Annotated in this window: 21 protein-coding genes; 9 read left to right on the top strand and 12 right to left on the bottom strand. The window is 41.9% G+C overall.

The annotated features are described in order from the left end of the window. Positions 1-5: 5 nt before the first annotated feature. Both QYC40_RS09215 and fbaA read right to left on the bottom strand, forming a co-directional pair. Entirely contained in the window at positions 6-887 is an 882-nt protein-coding gene (locus tag QYC40_RS09215) for a tyrosine-type recombinase/integrase (protein ID WP_301989956.1), read from the bottom strand. Positions 888-1,033: 146 nt separating this feature from the next. Next, a complete protein-coding gene (gene fbaA / locus QYC40_RS09220; protein WP_301989957.1) occupies positions 1,034-2,113 on the bottom strand; it encodes a class II fructose-bisphosphate aldolase in 1,080 nt (359 codons plus the stop codon). 295 nt (positions 2,114-2,408) lie between these two features. On the opposite strand from fbaA, the gene QYC40_RS09225 reads away from it, so the two are divergent. The 4 genes from QYC40_RS09225 to QYC40_RS09240 all read left to right on the top strand — a co-directional run bounded on the left by QYC40_RS09225 (position 2,409) and on the right by QYC40_RS09240 (position 6,157). Continuing rightward, complete coding sequence (locus tag QYC40_RS09225) at positions 2,409-2,753, top strand: ArsC family reductase (protein WP_301989958.1); 345 nt, start codon at positions 2,409-2,411, stop codon at positions 2,751-2,753. Between the two features lie 8 nt (positions 2,754-2,761). After that, a complete protein-coding gene (locus QYC40_RS09230) occupies positions 2,762-4,723 on the top strand; it encodes a M1 family metallopeptidase (RefSeq protein ID WP_301989959.1) in 1,962 nt (653 codons plus the stop codon). 1 nt (position 4,724) lies between these two features. Next, the gene (locus QYC40_RS09235; protein ID WP_301989960.1) at positions 4,725-5,408 is read left to right on the top strand and encodes a hypothetical protein; all 684 of its coding nucleotides are present in this window, start codon (positions 4,725-4,727) and stop codon (positions 5,406-5,408) included. Between the two features lie 98 nt (positions 5,409-5,506). Then, complete coding sequence (locus QYC40_RS09240; protein WP_301989961.1) at positions 5,507-6,157, top strand: NAD(P)-dependent oxidoreductase; 651 nt, start codon at positions 5,507-5,509, stop codon at positions 6,155-6,157. Position 6,158: 1 nt separating this feature from the next. Here QYC40_RS09240 and QYC40_RS09245 read toward each other — a convergent pair whose 3' ends face one another. The 10 genes from QYC40_RS09245 to pdxH all read right to left on the bottom strand — a co-directional run bounded on the left by QYC40_RS09245 (position 6,159) and on the right by pdxH (position 18,427). After that, complete coding sequence (locus tag QYC40_RS09245; RefSeq protein ID WP_301989962.1) at positions 6,159-6,707, bottom strand: DUF1543 domain-containing protein; 549 nt, start codon at positions 6,705-6,707, stop codon at positions 6,159-6,161. A gap of 197 nt (positions 6,708-6,904) precedes the next feature. Next, positions 6,905-8,362, bottom strand: coding sequence for a TolC family protein (locus tag QYC40_RS09250; protein WP_301989963.1), 1,458 nt, complete (start codon positions 8,360-8,362; stop codon positions 6,905-6,907). Beyond that, positions 8,349-11,513, bottom strand: a complete 3,165-nt coding sequence (locus tag QYC40_RS09255; protein ID WP_301989964.1) for an efflux RND transporter permease subunit — start codon at positions 11,511-11,513, stop codon at positions 8,349-8,351. Before QYC40_RS09255 ends, QYC40_RS09250 begins: the two co-directional genes overlap by 14 nt. Before the next feature lie 22 nt (positions 11,514-11,535). Beyond that, entirely contained in the window at positions 11,536-12,618 is a 1,083-nt protein-coding gene (locus QYC40_RS09260; protein ID WP_301989965.1) for an efflux RND transporter periplasmic adaptor subunit, read from the bottom strand. Between the two features lie 171 nt (positions 12,619-12,789). Further along, positions 12,790-13,197, bottom strand: a complete 408-nt coding sequence (locus QYC40_RS09265) for a hypothetical protein (protein ID WP_301989966.1) — start codon at positions 13,195-13,197, stop codon at positions 12,790-12,792. 388 nt (positions 13,198-13,585) lie between these two features. Then, the gene (locus QYC40_RS09270) at positions 13,586-15,493 is read right to left on the bottom strand and encodes a hypothetical protein (RefSeq protein ID WP_301989967.1); all 1,908 of its coding nucleotides are present in this window, start codon (positions 15,491-15,493) and stop codon (positions 13,586-13,588) included. A 26-nt stretch (positions 15,494-15,519) separates the two neighbouring features. Then, complete coding sequence (locus tag QYC40_RS09275; RefSeq protein WP_301989968.1) at positions 15,520-15,711, bottom strand: hypothetical protein; 192 nt, start codon at positions 15,709-15,711, stop codon at positions 15,520-15,522. Positions 15,712-16,082: 371 nt separating this feature from the next. Beyond that, positions 16,083-17,279, bottom strand: coding sequence for an NADH-quinone oxidoreductase subunit D (locus tag QYC40_RS09280; RefSeq protein ID WP_301989969.1), 1,197 nt, complete (start codon positions 17,277-17,279; stop codon positions 16,083-16,085). A 1-nt stretch (position 17,280) separates the two neighbouring features. After that, positions 17,281-17,772, bottom strand: a complete 492-nt coding sequence (locus tag QYC40_RS09285; protein WP_301989970.1) for an NADH-quinone oxidoreductase subunit C — start codon at positions 17,770-17,772, stop codon at positions 17,281-17,283. 1 nt (position 17,773) lies between these two features. Then, entirely contained in the window at positions 17,774-18,427 is a 654-nt protein-coding gene (gene pdxH, locus QYC40_RS09290; RefSeq protein WP_301989971.1) for a pyridoxamine 5'-phosphate oxidase, read from the bottom strand. A gap of 135 nt (positions 18,428-18,562) precedes the next feature. Between pdxH and QYC40_RS09295 the strand changes: the two genes are divergently transcribed. From QYC40_RS09295 to QYC40_RS09315, 5 genes are all read left to right on the top strand, one after another. Continuing rightward, positions 18,563-19,129 carry a YqgE/AlgH family protein gene (locus QYC40_RS09295; RefSeq protein WP_301989972.1) on the top strand — a complete coding sequence of 189 codons (567 nt, stop codon included), beginning with the start codon at positions 18,563-18,565 and terminating at the stop codon, positions 19,127-19,129. A gap of 22 nt (positions 19,130-19,151) precedes the next feature. Continuing rightward, entirely contained in the window at positions 19,152-20,405 is a 1,254-nt protein-coding gene (locus tag QYC40_RS09300; RefSeq protein WP_301989973.1) for a PQQ-dependent sugar dehydrogenase, read from the top strand. 550 nt (positions 20,406-20,955) lie between these two features. Next, positions 20,956-22,191 carry an ROK family protein gene (locus QYC40_RS09305; protein WP_301989974.1) on the top strand — a complete coding sequence of 412 codons (1,236 nt, stop codon included), beginning with the start codon at positions 20,956-20,958 and terminating at the stop codon, positions 22,189-22,191. Between the two features lie 121 nt (positions 22,192-22,312). Continuing rightward, positions 22,313-23,077 carry a 5'-nucleotidase C-terminal domain-containing protein gene (locus QYC40_RS09310; RefSeq protein ID WP_301989975.1) on the top strand — a complete coding sequence of 255 codons (765 nt, stop codon included), beginning with the start codon at positions 22,313-22,315 and terminating at the stop codon, positions 23,075-23,077. Next, positions 23,052-24,011, top strand: coding sequence for a metallophosphoesterase (locus tag QYC40_RS09315; RefSeq protein WP_301989976.1), 960 nt, complete (start codon positions 23,052-23,054; stop codon positions 24,009-24,011). Before QYC40_RS09310 ends, QYC40_RS09315 begins: the two co-directional genes overlap by 26 nt. The last annotated feature ends 11 nt before the right edge of the window (positions 24,012-24,022 follow it).

The raw sequence follows: 24,022 nt of genomic DNA on the forward strand, positions 1-24,022 counted from the left end.
CTTTTTTAAGCCTTTGGATGGGCTTGTTTATAAATTGATTTCAAACGTTCAGCTGAGTTATGGGTATATATTTGTGTCGCCGACAACCCAGCGTGACCTAATAACTCTTTAATTGCATTCAAATCTGCCCCATTATCTAAGAGCGCTGTTGCAAAGGTATGTCGCAGAACATGAGGACTTCTTTTCTTCTGTGAAGTGATCATACTGAGATACCTTTTAACAATTCTGTAAATGAGCTCCCGATACGCAGGCTTTCCTTCTTTGGTAACGACTAATTCTGGTATAATGTTTTGAAAGTTCTGTTGTTTTTTTTCCAACATGTACCTTTTTAGTTCTTCTAGTAAAGTGTTGTTGATAGGTGCAAAACGCTCTTTGCTCCTTTTTCCGAATATAAGTATTTTTTTATTATAAAAATCAACATCGATATCTTTGATCGTTACTAATTCCGAGACACGGATGCCGGTGCCAAAAAGCAGCTCTAACACAATAAAATCGCGCAAATCTTCGAAACTGCTCACCTCAGCGTCCATTTGGTCCAACAAGCTAACCATTTTCTCTTTTTCCACGACAGTTGGTAGTTTCTGCGGCACTTTCAATGCTTTAATTAAAGACATTGGGTTTCGGTCTACTAAACCTTCGCGAAGCATATATTTATAATACGACTTCAATGCCGAGATGGAACGGTTAATTGATCGAGCTTCCTTCTTGGACTCTCTTAGTGTTGAAAAATAATAACGGAGAAATTTGAAATCGATAGCGTCAAAGGTATAAGACTCTTGATCCACGAAAGCTAGAAATTGATCTATTTCCTTCTCATAGGCGGTCAAGGTATGCACCGAATAATGCTTTTCAAATCTAAGATATGATATAAAACTTTCTTTATACATTTCCTCTTCCCTTATTGGTAATATTAGGAATTATTTTCCGAATAAAATGTGATTTAACGCAATATAATTACTGAATTCGCTCATTTGACACGAAAATGAAAAAGGGCGAAGTGATGACTTCGCCCTTTCCATAGATTATATTAAAATTATAATTTGCTGTTCACATCAATTGCATTCAACTCTTCGAAAGCTTGAGTTAAACGCGTAACGAATGCTTCTTCACCTTTTCTTAACCAAACACGAGGATCGTAGTATTTCTTGTTAGGAGCATCTGATCCCTCTGGGTTACCGATCTGTCCTTGCAAGTAATCACGGTTCTTCGCTTCGTATGCACGAACGCCGTCCCAGAATGCCCATTGCATATCCGTATCGATATTCATTTTGATCGCACCGTAAGAAATTGCCTCAGCAATTTCCTCAGGTGATGAACCTGAACCGCCGTGGAATACGAAGTTCACTGGCTTCTCTGCTGTTAAATTAAATTTCTCACGAATAAACTCTTGTGAGTTATGAAGGATAACTGGCTGTAATTTCACATTCCCTGGTTTATAAACACCATGTACATTTCCGAATGCCGCAGCAACCGTGAATTTATCAGAAACTTTTCCTAATTCTTCAAATGCGTAAGCAACCTCTTCAGGTTGTGTATATAATTTTGAGCTATCCACATCGGAGTTATCCACGCCATCCTCTTCACCACCTGTTACACCTAACTCGATTTCCACAGTCATTCCTAGTGGTTTCATGCGCTCTAAATATTTTTTAGAAATCTCAATATTCTCTTCGATTGGTTCCTCAGAAAGATCTAACATATGAGATGAGAACAAAGGCTTACCATGCTGGGCATAAAATTTCTCACCGGCATCTAATAAACCATCGATCCATGGCAAAAGCTTCTTAGCAGCGTGATCTGTATGCAAGATTACGGCAACACCATAGTGTTCTGCTAATAAATGTACGTGCTGTGCAGCAGATACCGCTCCTAAAATGCAAGCTTGCAATCCATCATTGTTCAATGATTTACCTGCATAAAACTGCGCTCCACCATTTGATAACTGTATAATTACTGGTGAATTAACTTTTTTCGCTGTTTCCATTACGGCATTGATAGAATCCGTACCAATAACATTGACCGCTGGTAAAGCAAATTTCTCTCTTTTAGCAATCTCAAATAACTCCTGTACTTGATCGCCGGTTAAAACACCTTTGAAATCTTTTAGGCTCATAGTTTATTCGTTCTAAATATTTGTTGTGAATGCTTAAAGATAACGTTTTTTTATTATTCGAAAAAATATAGTGTAAAAATTACACTATCAGAATAACAGCCAGTAGATCCCCTTTAAACCAACAGAAACCATTTTTCTATACCATAAAATAATTGAAAAACACCATCTTTTTAAAATAACCTACCTAGGTATGCAACGTCAGACTAATAGCCATATTTAACACTATTTTGCGCCCCCTTAACGATGTATTTAATATCTTTATCCTGTTAGATTATTATTACCAAATTAATACAACATGTTACAGGTATACGGAATTAAGAATTGCAACACAGTTAAGAAAGCTCTCGACTGGTTAAATGAAAATAAGAAGGCCTATGTCTTTCACGACTATAAGAAAGAACCGGCGACTGTTGAAAAACTGGAAGAGTGGGAAAAAGAAGTAGCTTGGGAGTCCTTAGTGAACAAAAAAGGAACGACCTGGAGAAAACTCAGTCCAGAGGAGCAAGCAAAAGTAAAAGATGCGAATTCAGCGAATCAAGCACTATTATCAAACAACAGTATGATTAAGCGTCCTTTGATTGAATCGCCACAGGGCATTTTACTGGGCTTTGACGAAGAGGAATACAAAGCAAAACTTTAAACTTAACTATGAAAAGAACAATTTTTAGATGGGCGCTGGTGGGTCTCATGATCGGTTTTTACGGTCAGCAGGATAGTGTTGCCCAATCAAAAGAAAGTCAATATGATTATAAAGAGGCTTTCAACCCTATTTTCTACAAAAACAACGGCTCTCCTTATCGCTCGGCTTCCGGCAAACCAGGTCATCAATACTGGCAGAACGCAGCGAGCTATGATATTAAGGTTAGCTTGAACGACCAAACCCATGAAGTTAAAGGGACGGTCAAGATTTCCTATACCAATAACAGTCCCGACGAACTGGGTTTTATCTGGCTTCAGATCGAACAAAACCTCTTTAATCAAGAGTCTATTGGGCAGGCCACGGTTCCATTGAGCAACAGCCGATATGGGGATGCCGGCTCCAGCTTCAATGGCGGTTACCGCTTAAGCAATGTCAAAGATCAAAGCGGAAAAGAACTGAAAAACAGCATTAATGACACGCGAATGCGCGTCGATCTCCCAACTCCGCTTGCTGCTAATGGCGGTAAGACCGAGTTCAGTTTAGACTTTTCGTATATCGTACCGGAATACGGTGCTGATCGAACTGGAATATTACCAACCGCAAATGGCAATATTTATGCAATTGCACAATGGTATCCCAAGGTAGCGGTTTACGATGATGTATTGGGTTGGAACAGCCTGCCCTATACCGGACCGGGCGAATTCTATATGGAGTATGGCGATTTCAATGTAGAAATTACTGCGCCGGCAAATCATATCGTGCTGATGGGTGGCGAATTACTAAATCCGCAGGACGTTTGGACCAAAGAACAACTAGAGCGCTATAATAAAGCAAAAGATAGCGATAAAACGGTACTCATTCGCTCTGAAAACGAAGTTACCAACGCTAATTCCCGTCCACAGAAAAAAACTTTGACTTGGAAATACCGTCTAGAAAATGCTCGTGATGTCGCTTGGGCATCATCGAAAGCATTCATTATCGACGGTGCGAAAATCAATCTGCCGAGCGGCAAAAAGTCGCTTGCGCTTTCAGCATATCCAAAAGAAAGTAATGGTGGCAATGCATGGGAGCGATCGACAGAATATACCAAAGCGTCCATCGAATACTATTCAAAGAAATGGATGGAATACCCCTATCCTGTTGCTATCAACATAGCATCCAATGTCGGCGGTATGGAGTATCCCGCAATTGTATTCTGTGGAAACCGGGCAAAAGCAGCTAGTCTTTGGGGAGTTACCGATCATGAATTCGGGCATATTTGGTTCCCGATGATCGTCGGTTCTAACGAACGCCTGCACGCATGGATGGATGAAGGATTTAATACCTTTATCAACGACCTTTCAACAGAAGTTTTCAATAAAGGCGAATACAACCGCCCGATGGGAACCAAAAATTCGATGACGCAGGTCTTAATGAATCCTGCACTAGAACCGGTCATGACCACACCGCAGGGCATGAAGGAAAGGAACATTGGTATTCTTGCCTACTATAAACCTGCTTACGCACTTAGAATACTTCGCGATGAGGTTTTAGGAGCAGAGCGTTTCGATAATGCATTCAAAAAATATATTGAATACTGGGCATACAAACACCCTACGCCGGATGATTTCTTCCGTACCATAGAAAATGAAACTGGCGAAAACCTAGCGTGGTTTTGGAGAGACTGGTTTCTCAACAATTGGGCATTAGATCAAGCTATTACAGACGTTCATTACCCGGATTTAGATCCGACAAAGGGAGCCATAATCAACATCAGTAATCTAGGAAAAATGGCCATGCCTGTCGTAATCGAAGCGACAACCGCGAGTGGTAAAAAAGTGCGCACGAAATTGCCGGTGGAGATTTGGGAAAGAAACCAATCTTGGCGATTTTTGTTGAATACTACAGAGAAACTGAGCTCAGTAAAGATTGATCCGGATGGCGTTTATCCAGATAGCAATCCTGAAAACAACAGCTGGAAATCAAAATAGAATGAAAAGTCTTAAGAAAATATACATCATCGCCTTGTTGCTCATCAGCAATGTAGGCCTACTATCCGCCCAACAAATCAAAGGATTAGTCTTCGACCTAGAAAGCAGTCAGCGTTTGAGCGATGTGCAGATTGAAAATATCAGCAACAACAAATCTACGACAACCGCTTCCGACGGTAGCTTTAGCATCGAAGGAAAAAAGAATGACTACCTGGTATTAAGGGCAAAGGGCTATGATAGAGATACGGCCTTCATTTATCAAGACGGCGTCTCTAGAATTTACCTGGTGCGCGATAAAAGTATCATCCGTATTGATGAAGTGACGGTTACCCGTATGACAGATAGTCGCTTGAATACCGAAATTGAAAAAGCAAAAAACAATAGCAAAGCGGTTGAAACAAGTCAAAATCGGGGCGGATTGCGTGTGTCTCCTTCGCGCTTATTCGGAAAAGAAGCACGCATCGCTAGAAATAGTATCAAAATACTCGAGCTTGAGCAAGAGCAGCGCCTCGTTGACCGAACATTTACCGATGAACTGATCTTATCGCTTATCGCTATGCCAAATGATCAATTGGCTTTATTCAAAGATAAATATAGACCTACCTTTGCGTTCATTAAACAGGCGAGAAAAGAAGATTTGACTGCTTATATACTGGATTCATATGCAAAATTCAAAAAACAGTAAGTGCCATAGCGGGTCAAACTAAAACATACATCAATTGTTGTATAAATGCCTTGGCCGATGAAGTTCGCCAAGGCATTTTTATCTAAAAGCAAATACATATGAAAGTAGCATTAATTGGAGCCACAGGTTATGTGGGATCTCATATTTTAAAGGAATTAGTTGACAGGAACATCGAAGTGACCGCTATTGCGAGAGACGTAGAAGAATTAAAAAACAAAGATCATGTCTTAGCCGTTCAAGTTGACGTGAATGATGAAGGGCGTTTGGCGAGCGCATTAAAAGGGAACGACGCTGTGATATCGGCTTATAATGCCGGCTGGGGCAACCCGAATATTTATGATGATTTTCTGGTCGGCGGGCGCAATATCCTCGAAGCTGTCAAAGATGCTGGAATCAAACGCCTGATTGTAGTAGGTGGTGCGGGAAGCTTAAAAGTAGAAAACGACGAGCGATTAGTCGATACGACAGGGTTTCCAGGCGAAATTAAACCCGGCGCTTTAGCAGCAGCGGATTATTTGGACCTTGTCGAACGCGAGGATAAATTAGATTGGACGTTCTTCAGCCCTGCTATCGAAATGAACCCTGGCAATCCGGGGAAACGGACAGGCAGCTATAGAACGGCAATCGGGCATCCCGTATTCAATCATGAAGGCAAAAGTACCATCTCTGTCGAAGACGTTGCAGTAGCAATTGTAGACGAGCTAGAAAACAACCAATTTATCAAGAAGCATTTCTCGGCTGGCTATTAATTTAGCTAGCCAGCAACTTGCTGATCTTCAAATACCCAACTTCCAGCCTATCCTCCTCTGCATCTTCTGCAATCGCAAACTGCAGCTGATATTGTTGTTTAAATTCAGCCGGCAACATATCCTCTATCTGATAAATGTCATCTACATCGATACCATATTTATCATCAATATGTGAGGATTCATGATGTTTGTAGAAAATAGACTCCTTTGCAATTTTGCTAGCCTCAGCCAAATCATTCGCTACTACCAGGGTTTTGTAATGATATTCTTCCATGTCGTTGGGCTTATAACCCCCCAGATTAACAAAGAATAACTTCAAATCATTTGTCGCCTTAAACGCAGACTTATCCACTATGCGAACCTCATAATTTCCAACTCTTGTTACCTTACGCCAGGAATCTATATGCATTCTTCCCTCCAACGCTGGCCAAAAATTATGCATCGAAGGCACCAGGTCTTTCAGCTTATCGGCAATACCAAAAAAGACATCGTGCTGCTCCGTAAATCGATCTTCCGGCTTACCGCCAAGTACTAACATAAATAAATTCATAAGTATAGAATTTTAAGAAATTCGCCTTCAGTTTTTGTGCTATTAAAAATATAGGTTTTCAATGAAACTATGCTCAATCACTCGAATAAATTTTCAACGATAATCGCATCGTATCGTCAACCCTGCTGTAGAATGACAAAGGAGCAAACTCACGTCTGCCCCTCTGTACTAACCCTATATTGAATAAAAATAATGAACTATGGTTTCCATCCGCCTCCCAATGCTTTGTACACATTTACGACGGCGCTTAACTGTTGCTTTTTAGTTTCCAACAGCTCTAATTTTGCCTCCAATACTTCGCGTTGCGTTGTCAACACTTCTAAATAGTCCGCTCGTGCCGACTTAAACAAGTCGTTCGACACTTCAATGGATTTATTTAATGCGGCAACTTCCTGGCTTTTATATGCAAAGCCTTTCTCCAAATTATCAATATTCGAAAGCTGGGTTGAAACTTCCGTATAAGCATTCAGAATCGTCCGCTCGTAATTATAGATGGCTTGAATCTGTCGGGCATTTGCCGAGTTGAATTCTGCTGTTATTGCATTCTTATTGATCAATGGCGCCGCCAATTCGCCGGCTAAATTGTACAATAAAGATTCCGGCAGCTTAAATAAGAATGATGGCTTAAAAGCCTGCAGTCCCACACCCGCCGATAAACCAATGGAAGGATAGAACTCCTTGCGAGCCACTTGCACATCGAGCTTCGCTGCAGCAAGCTCATGTTCGGCCTGCATAATGTCGGGACGATTTCCCAACAGCTGGCTGGGAAAACCCGTCTTAACCGATGCAGGCACTAAATTCACAAAACTGTTCTGATCTCTTTCGATTGTCTGTGGATATCGACCCAACAGAAAATTGATTCTATTCTCCGTTTCTTTAATCTGCTGTAAAGTCGAAAACTCCATCCCCTTGGTCTTCGCGACCTCCGCTGTAAATTTCTGAACCGCCAACTCCGTTACGCGTGCTGATTCTTTCTGAATTTTTACAACCTCCAACGCATTTTCCTGAAGCTTTATATTTTGACGAATGATTTCCAATTGATTATCTAATGCCAAAAGCTCAAAATAAGAGTTGGCAACCTCGGCAATCAAACTGCTCAGCACAAAATTTTTCCCTTCGACCGACGCTAAATAGCGATTTACGGCTGCTTGCTCCGCATCCTTCAACTTCTTCCAGACGTCGATTTCCCAATTCGCATATGCGCCTAGCGTTAAATCGCCTAACGGATCGGGCATTTCATGACCTGGCCTGATTTCGGTGCTAGCGTCGCCCGCTCCCTGCGAGGTATAGCGCCCTACCTTTTCAATACCACCGCCCGCACGGATATCGACTTTTGGCTTTAAGGCACCTTTGCGCAATAGAATATCGTTCTTCGCAATCTCCAGCTCTTGCAGCGTGATGCGTAATTCCTGATTATTTTTTAGTGCCGTATCAATCAATGATACCAGCTGCGGGTCGTTGAAAAATGTTCGCCAGCTTAGGTTTCCTATATTCGTACTATCGACCTGCGCCGGCTCCGCAGCACCCGCATAAGAATTCGGTGTATATTTGTTTTCCTTTGCCTTCGTTGCTTGCGGTACTTTACAAGAACCGAGCAACAGGGCACAGGCAGCAATCGCCGCCCAGCCTCTCCAGGAATAATTATTTGTTGTCATAGATCTCTTCTGTTAATGGTCCTTCCTCTTCCTGTTTAATTAACTTTCTTTTGAATGCGATCGTTCCAAAGATGTAATACAAGCCCGGAATAATCAGCACCCCAAATACGGTCCCGAATAGCATGCCGCCTGCAGCAGCCGTACCAATTGTACGGTTACCAATTGCCCCTGGACCCGTCGCCATCACCAATGGGATAAGACCAGCAATGAATGCAAAGGATGTCATCAGAATCGGTCGAAAACGAACCTTTGCCCCTTCCATTGCCGATTCCAAAACCGTCATCCCTTCGGCATGCTTCTGCGCCGCAAACTCAACAATCAACACCGCATTTTTACCCAGTAGACCAATCAACATCACCAGCGCCACCTGCGCATAGATATTATTCTCCAAGCCTAGCAGCTGCAACAGTAAATAGGCGCCGAATATCCCTACTGGCAAGGATAAGATAACCGAAAAAGGCAAGATAAAACTCTCATATTGTGCCGCCAGAATCAGGTACACGAAACCCAAACAGATCAAGAAAATATAGATGGCTTCATTTCCTCGAGATACCTCATCCTTCGATATACCAGCCCAATCAATACCATAACCCTTCGGAAGCGATTTAGCCGCCACTTCATTGATCACCTGGATAGCCTCGCCGCTACTATAACCTTGTGCCGGCGAACCCGAAATCTCCGAAGCCATATACATATTATGGCGCGTAATTTCTGATAGACCATAAACGCGCTCCATATGCATGAAAGCAGAAAACGGAACCATTTCACCCTGATCATTCTTCACATACAGCTTCAAAATATCCTCCGGTAATGCCCGGTATTGCGGCAGCGCCTGCACCATGACCTTATACTGTCGGTCGTATTTGATGAAGTTGGTTTCGTAGTTACTACCGACCAAAGTCGAAAGCGTATTCATCGCATTGTCGATAGAGACTCCTTTTTGCTGCGCAATATCATTATCGATTCGTAGCATATATTGCGGGAAGGAAGCACTGTAGAATGTAAATACCGACGCCAATTCAGGGCGTTTGCTCAATTCTTTGACGAAATCTTTGCTCACCTCTTCCATCCTTTTGAAATCGTTTGAACCGTTCTTGTCCAATAAGCGCAATTCAAAACCTCCCGCAGCACCATAGCCCGGAACCGCCGGTGGACCAAAGAACTCAATCGTAGCGCCCGGAATTTCCTTCGCTACTTCTTCCAACTGTTCGATAATCTCGGTCGCCGACTCCTTGCGCTCGTTCCAATCCTTCAAATTGATCAAACAGGTACCTGTATTCGCGCCTGTACCCTCTGTCAAAATCTCATAGCCTGCTAGGGAAGAAACTGAAGACACACCATCTATATGCTCTGACTCTTCCTGCAATCTTCTTGCAACCGCATTTGTGCGCTCCAAAGTCGAACCCGGAGGGGTTTGGATAATGGCATAGATCATCCCCTGATCCTCATTAGGAATAAAACCCGAAGGAACACTGTTATTCAAGAAATAAACTCCAATACAAAAACCTGTCAATATCATAAAGGTCAGCGCACGCTTGTTCACAATCTTTTGAAGGATCGCGATATAGCGGTTCGACATCTTATCAAACCCACGATTGAAGGAGTCTAAGAACTTGTCAACGATTGATTTCTTCTTCGGTTTCCCATGATTATTCTTCAATAAGATTGCACAAAGGGCTGGCGTTAATGTCAATGCGACGATACCGGAAAGTATAATCGATGTCGCCATCGTAATAGAGAACTGACGATAGAAAATGCCGACAGGTCCGGACATAAAAGCGACAGGAATAAATACCGCTGCCATCAAAAATGTAATTGCAATAATAGCCCCAGCGATTTCGCCCATTGCCCGTTTCGTCGCCTTATACGCTGAAATATGATCCTCCTCCATCTTTTTATGGACGGCCTCGATGACGACGATGGCATCATCAACCACTACCCCGATGGCAAGCACCAATGCAAACAGGGTAATCAGGTTGATGGTAATGCCAAAGAACTGCATAAACATAAAGGATCCCACTAAGGAAACCGGCACGGCCATCGCTGGAATCAATGTCGATCGCCAATCACCTAAGAAAAGGAATACGACGATTGCAACCAATATAAATGCTTCAACTAAGGTGTGGATCACTTTCTCGATTGAGGCATCCAAAAATTTAGATACGTCGTAAGAAATTTCATATTTCAATCCTTTTGGAAAGGAACCTTTCAGCTCTTCCATTTTTGCTTTTACGTCTTTGATAACCTGCGAAGCATTACTACCGTAAGATTGTTTTAATACAATCGCCGCGGAAGGCTTACCATCTAAGGTCGAGTAGATATCGTACATAGCTGAACCAAAATGCACATCGGCAACATCTTTCAAACGCAACAATTCGCCGTTCGGACTCGCTCGTAAAACAATATTCCCGTATTCCGCCTCCGTCGTGAAGCGTCCGGAATATTTCAATACATATTCAAAGGATTGCGATTTGATACCTGAGGACTCCCCGGCACGACCCGGCGAAGCTTCTAAACTTTGCTCTTCTAGCGCCTTCATGACTTCCTCCGCAGAAATCTTATAGGCGGTCATACGGTCGGGCTTCAACCAAATACGCATCGCATATTCCCGGTTACCCAAGATGTCAGCCACACCGACCCCATTCACACGCTTCAACTCCGACATGATATTGATATCGGCGTAGTTATACATAAAATTGCCGCCTAGGTTCTCCTCTTCAGAATATAAGTTAATATACATCAACATGTTCGACTCCTCACGCGTAATCTTCACACCCTCACGAACAACGATTGGCGGAAGCTTATTCACGACCGAGGCCACCCTATTCTGCACATTTAACGATGCCTGATTCGGATCCGTCCCCAAGTTAAAGACCACCTGAATACTGGCCTCCCCGTCATTTCCGGCATCCGAGGTCATGTATTTCATCCCCGGCACCCCGTTGATCGCGCGTTCCAAAGGAATGATAACCGATTTGATCATCAATTCGCCATTCGCTCCAGGATATTCCGCGGTGATAGTCACCTTCGGTGGAGAAATTGAAGGAAATTGAGTAACCGGAAGTTGGGTCATCGCAAGGACCCCTAAGAACACGATAATAAGCGATATAACGATCGATAATACCGGTCTATTTATAAATCTAGTAAACATACTGTCTTCGTATTATGATGGATTATTCGGTTTTTAGCTTCAAATTCGAAATCGCATCATGCGGACGAACAACCGAGAATTTAATCTGATCGTCATCATTCACTTTCTGAATGCCTTCTAAGAGAAACTGATCATTGGCAGAAAGTCCAGCGCTAACCACATATAAATCTTGCAGACTCGAACCAATCTTGATTTGCTTGGACATCACTTTGCCCTGTTTATCCACCAAATACACATACTTCTTGTCCTGCAATTCATAGGTCGCCTTCTGAGGAATGATCATCGCATTCTTCATAGGCACCGTCATCTGCACTTTTCCCGTTTCGCCGTTCCGCAACAACTTATTCGGATTGGGGAATCGCGCCCGGAAAGCAATATTCCCGGTCTCGCTATCGAACTCACCTTCAATCGTTTCGACAACACCTTTTGCATCTAAAGGCTGATTATTTGCTAACAGCAAAGAAACATGCCGATCGCCGCGGTCGGCTACATGCTGCTGATAATCGAGGTACTCCGGTTCGGAAACATTGAAATAAGCAAACATCTGGCTGTTGTCGGAAAGACTGGTGAGCAACTCGCCCTCATCCACCAAGCTTCCTAATTTCAATGGAATACGGTCGATTGTACCATCGAACGGCGCGCGTACTTCCGTAAAGGAAAGGTGAAGTTTAGCAATCGCCGACTCAGCCTTCGCTTTTTCTAATTTCGCTTTAGACATGGCTAGCTCATTAGGCGAAACAACGTTCTTTTCGGCCAAATTCCTTGTGTTTTCCATCTCAATAGATGCCAAATCTACTTCAGCCATCGCCTTTTTGTATTCCGCTTCATACATTCTAGGCATAATACGGAACAACAATTGCCCTTTGCGAACCGACTGCCCTTCATCCACATAAATCTGTTCCAGATAACCTTTCTCTAGCGCGCGAATTTCAATGTTCCGCACAGATTTAATCTGCGACACATACTCCTTGGTAAAGCAAGTGTCCATCATCATAGCAGAAGTCACGGTAAACTTCTCTTCTTCTTTGTGTTCCTCTTTCTTGTGGGAACAAGCGACTTGACCTAACGTTGCCGCCAAGCCCATGAGCATCAATACTCTCTTCATTTTAAAAACAATATAGGGGGTAAACTAATTTTGACTTTAGAAAGCAGAATTGCTTTCAGTTAGGGTTGATTTCCGTCCTGAAATTAGCTTATCCAAATAAATGAGGGTATTTTAAAGCATACCATTCCCATTCCGGCAGAAGAAATTGCAGAAAAACGGAAATCGTCGAGCTTAAATCAATAAGCTACGCTTGGTAAGATACAGGGGGGTATTATAGTTCAGACTGAACGATGTCCGAGGTAAGGCATCGGGTTTACGGCCGAACTGAAAAACAATAAAAGTAAAACAAACTAAGCTGGCAAACATCGCCATCTGCAACTGTAAATCGGTGAGACTGTAGCTGTCTTCATTCTCATCGCCCAAAACATGATGTTCATCAGAGCCCTGATGTGTGTTGGATTTCGAAGAACTAAGCTGCTGCTGCGTGGAAGTTTGTGATTTTACTTTCAAATTCTGCGCCTCATGATGTTGCATGAAACTGATTGCAGGACGATAGGAGTCGCTCATTACCTCATGACTATTTCCACTCCGGATCAGGAGAAAGAAAAAGAAAAGAATTAGTGTGACTATCGCTCTCATATCGACGCCAAATATACTATAGGATTAAATACGTCAACCCGTCTTAACACTTTTTAACTAAAATAATTTTTCGAGCAGACTTCAATAGTATAATCCCCTTTCAAAGCCCTTTCAAACCCAATGTATAACCCAATCAGAACCGCTCTCAATTGGGTATGAAAGGGTTGTAAAAGGGGAGTAAATGAGTTGTGACTCGCCGAAGTCTTCATCATGCTACGTTCATGTTCTAAAGAGCAGATTAAAATTACGCAAACCATTTCCTTGCAACAATAAGAATACCAAATAGTTAATAAGCATAAAAAGCTACCCAATCGGGTAGCTTCTTACTCTTTTCGCACATGATTTTTCTTGCGACCATGAATAACGTTATTATGGATAGCGATTTACACTAGTAATTTCGTACGCATCGCACAATCAAGCCGTCATCTGTTGTAAATGTACTTGGAATTGGATAATCTATTCCTGAAGGAGATGAGATATCATTACGATAAATTTTTGCGCTAAACTTAGGACTCTCTTCAGAATTAACTTTCAATTCCAGGTATGCCCTATGTCCAGTAACACCCGACACCGGAGATAGCCAAATATAGACTGAGCCGGATTGAGCTTTTGCAGTCACACTAGGTTGAGCAATGCTATGGGTGTTAGTTGTGGAATTATAAGCTGCATAGCCTTTCATTTCAAAAGAAAGACGCTCCGACCATTGGTCTGGTGACGATTGACCATTCGTGTTCACGGTAAGCACGATCGATTTTGTTGCTTCATTAAATGTATGGCTTATGCGTCCAGTGCTGGCATAATCGTTGATATATTGTGCTAGCGCTCTACCCTGCGCGACTGTTGGATAACGCCACTTGTCGTTCAAGACGCTGCCGCCCGGTGATAAGCTTTGGCATGGATTCCCTGAATAATTCTCTATCACTCCCTTAAGCGGATAAAGATTATTAAACCTATAATAGGTGCTACCATATTTTGCGACTGATTCTCCATAAGATGCAACAGGAGAAGTAACACCATAAGGCAAGAACGTGCTTTGATAGGTCATAGATGCCTCATGGTTTCTATGTTGGAATCTAGTTAGACCTTCGTTGCCGGCGAAACCTTGTGAATCATCGTAATAAACATCTCCTCTTGACCAATTCGTATTTCCATTAGAAGAGGGTACTGCTATACCATTATCGAGCGCATAAATTGAAATGCTGGTGTATTTTCCGCGTCCCGATCTTACCTTATGCGTATAGGTTTTATTGAATACTTTAGGAGCCGATGGTCGGTCTAAAATCGTCCAGGTTTCTATGCTGGTATTAAAATTACTGATATAGTCCAAATCGCCATCAGGAACGGTGAAAAAGAAACCTTGATAAGAAGTATTCGGATAAGATGGTGTAAACGCGTAATTGTTGCGTGCTACAGCATTAACGGATGTCGCTATTAACTCCTTTTGCGAAAACGCTCCATTTTTCAAATTAAAGACTCCTTTTTTAAGCGTATTTGCCGCAACGCGAATATAGGGGCGTGCTGTAGCATTTCCAAGATAAGCGGCGTGATTTACTTTACCATTAAAACTTGATAAGTTTACCGAAAAACCCACCATAGCCATGGCATGCTTAAATGTAATCTTAACGTCCGTATTGGTTGTTTGAGTTGTTGAAGTTGCTGTTGTAAAGGTTCCAGAAGCATACAAAAAGTCTTCATTCTCCACGTTGAACTGCGGATTCGCTAGACTAGCCTGAGAAAGCGCTGGTAGCGGATCTGTTGCGTAATAGGAATAAGCATACCAACTATACGTTTTTCCTTGCTGTAGATTAGACGCCACTGGCAAAGTGCTACTACCGGCAACCCCATCGACAGATTCAACGAATTGACCATTACTATCGTAAACCAATACTCTGAAGGTTACCCCTGCTGTAAGCTGTCTCCCTGTTGGGAACCCGGCAGGGATGTAAGAATCGGGATATACTGGGGCTACCGCATATTTTTCAATGGATGATTTCGACTCTTTTACTTTGATATTTTTCGTCGAGTTTCCACCGAATTCTTCGGTTAAAATATAGCTATCAAACTCACCTCCTCGAATCAAGGTATCGTTCGATTGAAAAAGGGATTGACTATTGGATTTTAGCATGCCTGTGTTTGAAACACTAACCGGGCTCTCAGCTTCAGCACCTTCCAATTCTGTCTCGCCCTCCACAGTGAATGACACCTTTATCCCGGCAGCAGACTGATCCGAAATAGTTTCTTTTTTACAGGAAAACAATAATACGAATAGTGGGATGAAAAGTAAATATGATTTCATTTTTACAATAGTTAAATTAAATAGGCTTACCAGTTTTCGACCCCCAATACATGCGGATTATCATTTGCGTCATTTGGCGTGACATTCCAAGCTTCAACATCCGGCGAATTCGTAGCAGAAGGACCAATAAATGAGGCGGTAGCAGAACCTGTCGCTATAGAATGCTCATGACAAACTATACTTACGACAAGCCTAGGTGGTTCGTAGTTAAATTTCATATTTCAAATTAGTGTGAGTCGCAAAACTAACTGCTTAAATGGAATATTTTTTACAAACTTTTTATTAATTACTATATCGTAGTGAAAATCTTACAATAAACTAGTCTAAAAAAATAAAATATCACAAAAGCATAAAATTACACTCCTAGTTTATTTTTGTAAGTAGGTTTGATGAAGCCATGTTTTTGGGGACTATCGAAACTAATTTCATTAATTGCGATAGGTTCAAAGGTATTAAAAAGAGAAAGGGATGCAATCTGGCAATTACATCCCTAACTATTAACCAATTATAAACTTAAATTATGAGACAACAAATATAGAAATTTTTCTAATACTGTTCAAATAATTTTGCATGTTTTTGCATGTTTTATCTATCTGTCGACTTCACCAAGCACAATATCGATTGATCCTAATATTGCTATTAAATCAGCAATGAGCACCCCTTTTCCCAGTTCAGGCAGGACTGAGAGGTTGTTAAAACTTGGTCCTCTTGCTTTTACGCGTCTTGGAATATCTGTTTTCTCTGCTGTTACGAAATAAAACCCGAGCTCTCCTTTGGGGTTTTCTGCGCGAACATAGTAGTCTTGCACTTTTAGGTTGACTTTCTTCGGAACCAACGCGCGGGGATCAAAATCTGTTGTCCGTTTAAAATCAGTTTCTAATCGAGTAATACATTGCTCAATAATCTTTACGGACTCTTTGATCTCATCGACGCGTACTTTATAACGATCCCAACAATCGCCTAGTTTTCCCATCTCCCCTTTTCCGACAGGGATTTCAAAGTCTATTTCCGGATATACAGAATAAGCATCTACCCTTCTAAGGTCCCACTTTACGCCGGAAGCACGAAGCATTGGACCGGTGCAACCATAATTGATTGCCACATCCGCTGGCAACACCCCAATATTGGCCGTCCGGGAAATAAAAATTTGATTATTGGAGAGCAGGTCATCCAATTCGACTAACTTAGGCTTGAAATAGTCTATAAATTCCTGACAACGTGCTTCGAAATTAACGGGAACATCGTAAAACAGTCCTCCGATCCAAATATAGTTATATAGCATTCTGGATCCCGATGCCCATTCCAACATATTCATGATATGTTCGCGATCGCGAAAGCACCACATAAATGGTGTAAAGGCACCAATATCGATACCATAGGTTCCAATGGCAATCAAATGAGATGCGATACGGTTAAGTTCGCATACTAAGACCCGTATATATTCAATTCGCTTTGGTATTTTCTTCTCTATTCCAAGCATTCGTTCTACACCCATAACAAAGGCATGGCTGTTGTTCATAGATGCTAGATAGTCTAGCCTATCCGTAAAAGGAATGCTCTTGGTATAATTGATGGATTCAGCATGCTTATCAAAACAGCGATGTAAGTATCCTAGATGCGGGATAATATCTTTGACGATTTCTCCGTCAGTAATCAGCTCTAATCGCAGGACGCCATGCGTGGAAGGGTGCTGCGGCCCCATGTTGATGACCATTTCTTGGGAGGATACATTAGCAATCTTCTGTTCGTAATTCCTCAAGCCAGCTTCGTATTGTTCTTTCCCCATCTTACTTAACTGTTATTCCGTGAAAGGTTTCCGGATCCTCATAATCTTTGCGTAGCGGATAGCCTTGCCAATCATCCGGCATCAAAATTCTTCGCAGATCGGGATGCCCTTCAAAGTATATTCCCATGAGATCGAAGGCTTCGCGCTCATGCCAATCGGCAGTGCGCCAAATTTCAGAAACCGAAGGTAAACTGGGCAAAGCATCTGCCTGGCGCTCATTCTCCAATTTAACCTTTAGCACCAATTGCTTTTGGTAAGGAATCGAGGTGAGATGGTAGACAACTTCGAAATAATTTGCCGGATAATAATCCACAGCGGCAATATCAGCGAGAAGATCAAAATAATAACCTGCAGTATCTCGCAAGAACAAGCAGACCTGCTTGAGATAGCTAGGATCAATATAGAGCGCAGGTTGCAAACCGCTCTGCTGTACTTCGAGCACCGCATCGGCATGAATATGCTTTTGAAGATCGTGATGGATTTTTTCAATCATGTTAAGGCGCAATCCGTTTTACTGTCCATTTATCGGTTTCTGCAGTGTACACGATTCGATCATGCAAGCGACTGCTTCTGCCCTGCCAAAACTCTACCCGCGTCGGTATAAGAAGATACCCACCCCAATTTGCCGGGCGTGGAATATGATCCTCGCCAGCATATTGTTCTTCAATCGCCCTCACTCGAATCTCAAGTTCTGATCGATCGACCAAATCGTGGCTCTGTGGAGACGCAATTGCGCCTATGCGAGAACCGCGCGGACGGGACGCGAAATACTCGTCGGAATCCGTAGCTGGCAATTTTTCAACGTAGCCCTCGATACGCACCTGACGCTGTAATTCCGGCCAAAAAAACAAAGCGCTAACCGATGGATTCAATTCCATCTCCTGCCCTTTTCGGCTTTCGTAATTGGTAAAAAAACTAAAACCGTTTGCTTTGATGTCCTTCAGTAATACAACGCGAGAAGAAGGTTTAAGATCGGTATTAACGGTAGATAAAACGAGTGCATTGACCTCGACCACTTCACTGTGGCGAGCCTCATTAAACCACTTCTCAAATTGTTCGATGGGATTTCCTAACACATCCGATTCGCTTAAGCTACTCAGCGCATAGTCTTGACGAATGGCAGCAATCTCCTTATGTTGAATCGACATAGTAGATATTTTTATTCCTACAAACTTAACAAAATAGCGAACTTTTTGGCGTTTTATTGGTAAAATATATAGGTATTTAGAAACGATTTACAACTTTATTATATAAATTTGATACAAGGCAACATCAATTTAATTATGTTCAACGAATTTATCCCCAAACGTGGAAGCTTGATTTTATCTGAACCTTTTATGCTGGATCAGAACTTTGAGCGCTCAGTTATCCTTCTTTGCGAACATGACATGGAAACCGGAACCGTTGGTTTGATTCTTAATCATCGATCTATGCTATACTTGTCTGACGTAATTGAAGGGATGGATAACATGGAGGTTCCTTTGTATTTTGGTGGACCTGTAGAAGGGGACGCATTATTTTTCGTACATAAGGCTCATGACAAGCTCATGAGTGGCAATCACATTATTGACGATCTGTATTGGGGTGGAGATTTTGATCGTCTGAAAGATTTATTGAACGAGGGTTTGATCAGCAATGAGGAAGTTAAACTTTTTCTGGGATATTCAGGCTGGTCACCCGATCAACTAAATAACGAGATTCAGCAGAACTCCTGGGCAGTACACAATTCTTTCAATATTGATTTAGCCTTTATCACAGATGGTGAAGACCTTTGGAAGGAGGCTATTATCAGCATGGGACCAAAGTATGCGCATGTAGCGAACTTCCCGAAACGTCCGGAATTCAACTAAACTAGAAACAAACATCAACCATATGAAGAATACTATTTCTAAAGCGCTATTTTGCGCTGCTGCCACTACGTTCGTAGCGTGCAACGGTGCAAATTCTGCTGGGACAAACCCGGCAGATACCACAGCACAGGATACCACGAAACTACCTCCGGTAGAAACCAACAAAGGAAACACAGACTATAAGCCGGCTTTCGAAGGACAAACCCGTATTGCGGGCGTAAAAACAACAACTCCATTTGCAGGCAAAGTGGTTGCGGAAGGTTTGAAAAGTCCGTGGGGCATTGCTTCCCTACCTGACGGTCGCTTGTTAATCACCGAAAAAGAAGGCACGATGCGCATCGTAGATCCCGCAAGCGGAAAAGTATCGGATGCGATTACTGGTATTCCAAAAGTGGATACACAGGGGCAAGGCGGCTTATTAGGAATCACGTTAGACCCTGAATTCGAGAGCAACCGCATGGTTTACTGGGTATTCGCCGAGCCTGTATCCGGTGGAAATCATACTGCCGTTGGAAAAGGCAAGCTTTCGGCAGATGAGAAGAAGATCGAGGGCGCCAGCGTAATTTATCAAGCATTGCCAACCTATAACGGCAAACTGCACTATGGTGGCCGTATAATTTTTGACAAAGAGGGAAACTTATTCGTTTCTACGGGTGAGCGTTCTGATTTAGAAACTCGTCCGCAATCGCAACAGTTGAACTCTGCGTTGGGTAAAATCGTGAGAATAACGAAGGATGGCAAACCAGTTGCTGGAAATCCATTTGAAGGACAGGCGGATGCAAAACCCGAGATTTACAGCTATGGACATAGGAATACCCAAGGTCTGGCGTTTAATCCGGTTACCGGAGACTTATGGAACTCGGAATTCGGACCGCGCGGTGGTGATGAGATCAATATTGTATCGCCGGGCAAGAATTACGGCTGGCCAACAATTACATACGGTATTGAATACAAGGGTGATGCAATTGGCAACCCTCCTATCCAGCAAAAAGAAGGTTTAGAACAGCCTGTTTACTACTGGGACCCGGTGTTATCGCCAAGTGGTATGACTTTCTATACGGCGGACAATGTGCCTGAATGGAAAAACAACTTGTTTATCGCTGGATTGAGCAGTACGCACATCGCCCGATTGGTTATTAAGGACAACAAGGTTGTTGGAGAAGAGCGATTATTGCAATCAGAAGGCCAACGATTCAGAGACGTTATCCAAGGCAAGGATGGCGCCTTATATGCCGTGACTGACTCTGGAAAGGTATATAAAGTTGACAAGCAGTAAATCTGTATATTGACTGAATAATAAAAGGCGGATTGCAAGTTGAGCAATCCGCCTTTTTATTTTGATACAATAACAATTACTCGCTGATACACTACAATTATGGAGGTAATTAGGATGCTACATTTTTTTATTCCATGAAATAATATGTAGATAGCATTAACAACAAGCTTGATAAAAAGAATAAAATATAAACACTAAGAAATTTATTTTCTGTTTTTGTTATAATTATAATCTAAAAATTATTTACATTGCGAAACGTTACTTAATTTAATGAATGAAGTTAATCTTTCTAAGTTTAGAAACTATCGAAAAGAATATTGATTCTATTATTAATTTTTTCATATTAAGAAACAAATAAGTTTTTTTATAAAATAAAAATGGATGTTTTTTCTTTTATTTGACTTATATTTGAAATACACACCAACAAACGGATAATGTTTAAAATAATATAACATTACTATTTTTATAATTTAATACTTAATATTACGAAGTAATTCGGTTTATTCGGGTGTATAAGACGCATACGCATCTCTTTTTATTAAAGAACAATATGAATTCAGTTGAAAAACTCTTTATCAATCCAACTAATAAAAACCAAAAGCTCGCACGCACTGCGAAGAAGAAATTCAAAGTGTTGCAGGCTGTATATTTATTAGACCGCGCTTCAGTCAACGAACTGATGTTAAATCTAGACCTAAGCTTCCCTACCCTAAATACATTAATCGTTGATTTACTAGACCAAAAATTGATTACGCAGCATGAGCGTGGTGAATCTATTGGTGGTAGGAAGCCTAATCTATATCAACTGAAGAATGAGTTGTTTCGGGTTCTTTGTATCGAGATGGATCGATTCAACAGCAGCCTTTCGTTTATCGATAATAACGGCAATTTATTAGCAAGAACGCTACGCTATCCGTTGATGCTCAGCCGCGACGTTAGCAGCCTTCCGGCTTTTATCGATATTATCCGACAGTATGTTGCTGACCAAGGCATAGAATGGTCACAGGTGACGGGACTTTCGATTTCGATGCCCGGACTAATCAACAAGGACACCGGCGAAAACTATACCTTCTTCCATGCGGCGAACTTCAACCTGCAAACACATCTTGCGGAGACTTTCAATAAAACGACTTGTATTACAAACAGTGTGAATATTGCGTCGATTGCAGAAATGCATTATGGTCTTCTAAAAAATCGCGAAGAGGGCTTGGTTGTGTTAATTGATTGGGGAGTTTCCGTAGGCATTATTTCGGATGGTAAAGTGTTCCAAGGAAAGCATGGTTTTGCCGGGGAAATGGGGCACATCAGTTTTGTAGAAGACGGCGAACTGTGCTACTGCGGTAAACGTGGCTGTCTAGAAACTGTAGCCTCTGGCACAGCGCTCGTCAAGCGTGCAAAAAATGATATTGCAAACGGCACGCCTACATTAATTACCAATATGTTTAACGATCAGGATCTACGCCCAATTGACATCCTGAAGGCGGCAGTTGATGGCGACCAATACGCTATTGAGCTTATTTCTGATGTCAGCGCGCATTTGGGAAAGGCGATAGCGCAATTCCTTCAGGTTTTGAATCCCGAATGTATTGTCCTATCGGGAAGCTTTGCCTCCGCAGCCTCTTTGATCACCAACCCAATACAACAGCAGATACAAACTTATACGATGGGTAAAATATCGAAAGATTGTGAGCTATATGTTTCTGAGCTATCCGACAGAGGAGCGATTCTGGGGCTTAGCCGATTCTTTATTGAAAAATACTTCGCCGACAAACTGAAGCTAGCTTAAGCAATGATACTGTTAAGGTTAGGTTAGGACATAATTATATTTTGTCATTTTCCTAATTTTCGAAGGCCTTAAATTCGTATTCTACAGCAATCTTGATACCTTTGCGTATTAATTCCATGCTATGAGAGTATTTAATTTAAGGTCTTTCAACATTCTGTTGATCTCCACCTTAGTCCTGTTCGCTTCGTGTAAAACCTCGTATTACCAAGCTACAGTAAGCAACAAACAAATGCTTGCAATCGACAATAGTATCGCCGAAGACAGCAGCATTAGTAATTATATCGAGCCCTATAAAGTTCAGCTGGATGCAGCAATGAATCGTGTAATCGGTGTTGCACCGGAAAACATGATTCATAATCGCAATCTTCCGGAAACCAACTTAAGCAACTTCTTTATTGATGCATTATTGGCGATCGGAAAGAAAATAGATCCGGAAGTATCCTTTTCCTTGGCCACAAAAGACGGTATTCGCTCGAGCATTAAAGAAGGTGATGTAACGGTTCGAACAATTTTTGAATTAATGCCTTTTGAGAATTATGTTACGATTTTAGAATTAAAAGGTGCTGATGTAATAACCTTAGCGAATTTTATCGCGAAGTCCAATGGTCAACCTGTGGGTAATGTTAAAATAAAGATCAAGGATAAGCAATTAGTCGCCTTTAAGATTAATAACGAGGCCATCGACCCAAATAAGACATATAAATTAGTGACTTATGATTTCGTTGCTAATGGTGGCGATCATGTAGAAGGATTAAGCAATCCTATTCAGTCGCATACCTCATCGGAGCGTGTCAGAGAGGCTTTAATCAGTCATATTGAAGAGTTAACAAAAGCGGGTAAAAAAGTAGAAGCGAAATTAGATGGAAGAGTTGAAATCATTAAATAGAAGAGCATTCTTAAAAAGTTTGGCGGCACTGGGTGCCACAGCAAGCTTGGGCAGTCTTCCATTGGAAAGCTTTGCGAAAGCAAAGGATATTAAACTGACTATCCTACATACGAATGATGTGCATAGCCGTGTAGAGCCTTTTCCGATGGACGGGTCGCGATTCCAGGGATTAGGAGGTGTGGCGCGCCGCAGTACCTTAATCAAGAAAATCCGTGCAGCAGAGGACAATGTATTACTATTTGATGCAGGCGATATATTTCAGGGAACTCCGTATTTCAATGTGTTTGACGGGCAGGTGGAACTGGAGTTGATGTCCAAGCTAGGCTATGATGCCGGGACATTCGGCAACCATGAATTTGACAACGGATTGAATGGGTTATTGAAGCATTTTGATAAGGCTAATTTCCCTTTTGTGTCTTCGAACTATGACTTTACCGGAACCGTCATGGAAGGCAAAACAAAAGACTATTTAATATTCAATAAGCAAGGTGTGAAGATTGGAGTCTTTGCAGTCGGTGTAAATTTAGAAGGTCTCGTAGATCCAAACAGCTATAAAGGCATGAAGATTTCTGACCCAATCGAGGTTGCAAACAAAATGACGCCATTTCTGAAAAAAGAGATGAAATGCGATTTGGTCATCTGCCTGTCTCATATCGGCTATAGCTATGATACAGATCAGGTGTCGGATCTCGTCTTAGCAAAAAACAGCCGCTACATCGATCTGATCATCGGAGGCCATACACATACTTTTCTGGATAAACCTACCGAGGTTAAGAATCTGGACAACGAAATAACATTGGTTAATCAGACTGGCCGTTCCGGTGTGAACCTAGGTCGAGTAGACTTTATTTTAAACAAGCAGAAGGGAACCAAGAAAGTCTTGGCCCAGAATTATATCATTGACGCAAGTTTGGATAAAAAATCATTCGCTTAATCTAATTACGT

This window comes from Sphingobacterium sp. BN32 (genome assembly GCF_030503615.1).
Classification (GTDB): domain Bacteria; phylum Bacteroidota; class Bacteroidia; order Sphingobacteriales; family Sphingobacteriaceae; genus Sphingobacterium.

Bases quoted from the DNA above. Each gene is read 5' to 3' on its own strand.
- QYC40_RS09215 (WP_301989956.1), bottom strand. From the start codon at position 887: ATGTATAAAGAAAGTTTTATATCATATCTTAGATTTGAAAAGCATTAT.
- fbaA (WP_301989957.1), bottom strand. From the start codon at position 2,113: ATGAGCCTAAAAGATTTCAAAGGTGTTTTAACCGGCGATCAAGTACAG.
- QYC40_RS09225 (WP_301989958.1), top strand. From the start codon at position 2,409: ATGTTACAGGTATACGGAATTAAGAATTGCAACACAGTTAAGAAAGCT.
- QYC40_RS09230 (WP_301989959.1), top strand. From the start codon at position 2,762: ATGAAAAGAACAATTTTTAGATGGGCGCTGGTGGGTCTCATGATCGGT.
- QYC40_RS09235 (WP_301989960.1), top strand. From the start codon at position 4,725: ATGAAAAGTCTTAAGAAAATATACATCATCGCCTTGTTGCTCATCAGC.
- QYC40_RS09240 (WP_301989961.1), top strand. From the start codon at position 5,507: ATGAAAGTAGCATTAATTGGAGCCACAGGTTATGTGGGATCTCATATT.
- QYC40_RS09245 (WP_301989962.1), bottom strand. From the start codon at position 6,707: ATGAATTTATTTATGTTAGTACTTGGCGGTAAGCCGGAAGATCGATTT.
- QYC40_RS09250 (WP_301989963.1), bottom strand. From the start codon at position 8,362: ATGACAACAAATAATTATTCCTGGAGAGGCTGGGCGGCGATTGCTGCC.
- QYC40_RS09255 (WP_301989964.1), bottom strand. From the start codon at position 11,513: ATGTTTACTAGATTTATAAATAGACCGGTATTATCGATCGTTATATCG.
- QYC40_RS09260 (WP_301989965.1), bottom strand. From the start codon at position 12,618: ATGAAGAGAGTATTGATGCTCATGGGCTTGGCGGCAACGTTAGGTCAA.
- QYC40_RS09265 (WP_301989966.1), bottom strand. From the start codon at position 13,197: ATGAGAGCGATAGTCACACTAATTCTTTTCTTTTTCTTTCTCCTGATC.
- QYC40_RS09270 (WP_301989967.1), bottom strand. From the start codon at position 15,493: ATGAAATCATATTTACTTTTCATCCCACTATTCGTATTATTGTTTTCC.
- QYC40_RS09275 (WP_301989968.1), bottom strand. From the start codon at position 15,711: ATGAAATTTAACTACGAACCACCTAGGCTTGTCGTAAGTATAGTTTGT.
- QYC40_RS09280 (WP_301989969.1), bottom strand. From the start codon at position 17,279: ATGGGGAAAGAACAATACGAAGCTGGCTTGAGGAATTACGAACAGAAG.
- QYC40_RS09285 (WP_301989970.1), bottom strand. From the start codon at position 17,772: ATGATTGAAAAAATCCATCACGATCTTCAAAAGCATATTCATGCCGAT.
- pdxH (WP_301989971.1), bottom strand. From the start codon at position 18,427: ATGTCGATTCAACATAAGGAGATTGCTGCCATTCGTCAAGACTATGCG.
- QYC40_RS09295 (WP_301989972.1), top strand. From the start codon at position 18,563: ATGTTCAACGAATTTATCCCCAAACGTGGAAGCTTGATTTTATCTGAA.
- QYC40_RS09300 (WP_301989973.1), top strand. From the start codon at position 19,152: ATGAAGAATACTATTTCTAAAGCGCTATTTTGCGCTGCTGCCACTACG.
- QYC40_RS09305 (WP_301989974.1), top strand. From the start codon at position 20,956: ATGAATTCAGTTGAAAAACTCTTTATCAATCCAACTAATAAAAACCAA.
- QYC40_RS09310 (WP_301989975.1), top strand. From the start codon at position 22,313: ATGAGAGTATTTAATTTAAGGTCTTTCAACATTCTGTTGATCTCCACC.
- QYC40_RS09315 (WP_301989976.1), top strand. From the start codon at position 23,052: ATGGAAGAGTTGAAATCATTAAATAGAAGAGCATTCTTAAAAAGTTTG.